The organism is Campylobacter sp. LR264d, from assembly GCF_008633895.1.
Lineage (GTDB): Bacteria > Campylobacterota > Campylobacteria > Campylobacterales > Campylobacteraceae > Campylobacter_D.
The window spans coordinates 1-383 of record NZ_VJNT01000003.1; the positions used below are offsets into that span (position 1 = coordinate 1).

Below are 383 nucleotides of genomic sequence, written 5' to 3' on the forward strand. Positions count from 1 at the left end.
AAAGTTTTTTCTAAGCTTGATTGTTTTATTTGATTAATTGTAGTTGTTTGCATATCTGTAAATTGCGTTTTAAAATATGTGCTTTCAAAAAAATATTTTAAATATCGATTATATTTAGATTTAATAATTCTCATAAATGAACCAAATGCCATTCCATTTTTTTCTATCATGGCTACTTTGCCGACCAAATTTATACTGCCATTTGTAGCACACATTAAAATATCACCTTTTGTTGCAAAAAATTTTGATGAAATTTGCATATTTTCATTTACAAAAACTAACCCATTATAATCAATTTGTCCATTTTGAATATTATTTGCCCTTAATACTGCTATGCCATTTTCCCTTAAGTCGCTTGGTTTATATGTTAATCCTCCGTTCAT

At 26.6% G+C, this 383-nt stretch carries 1 pseudogene; it reads right to left on the reverse strand.

Features of this window, described 5'->3' with window-relative positions:
- Positions 1 to 383, reverse strand: a pseudogene (locus tag FMM56_RS08605) (restriction endonuclease subunit S); the annotation flags it as partial.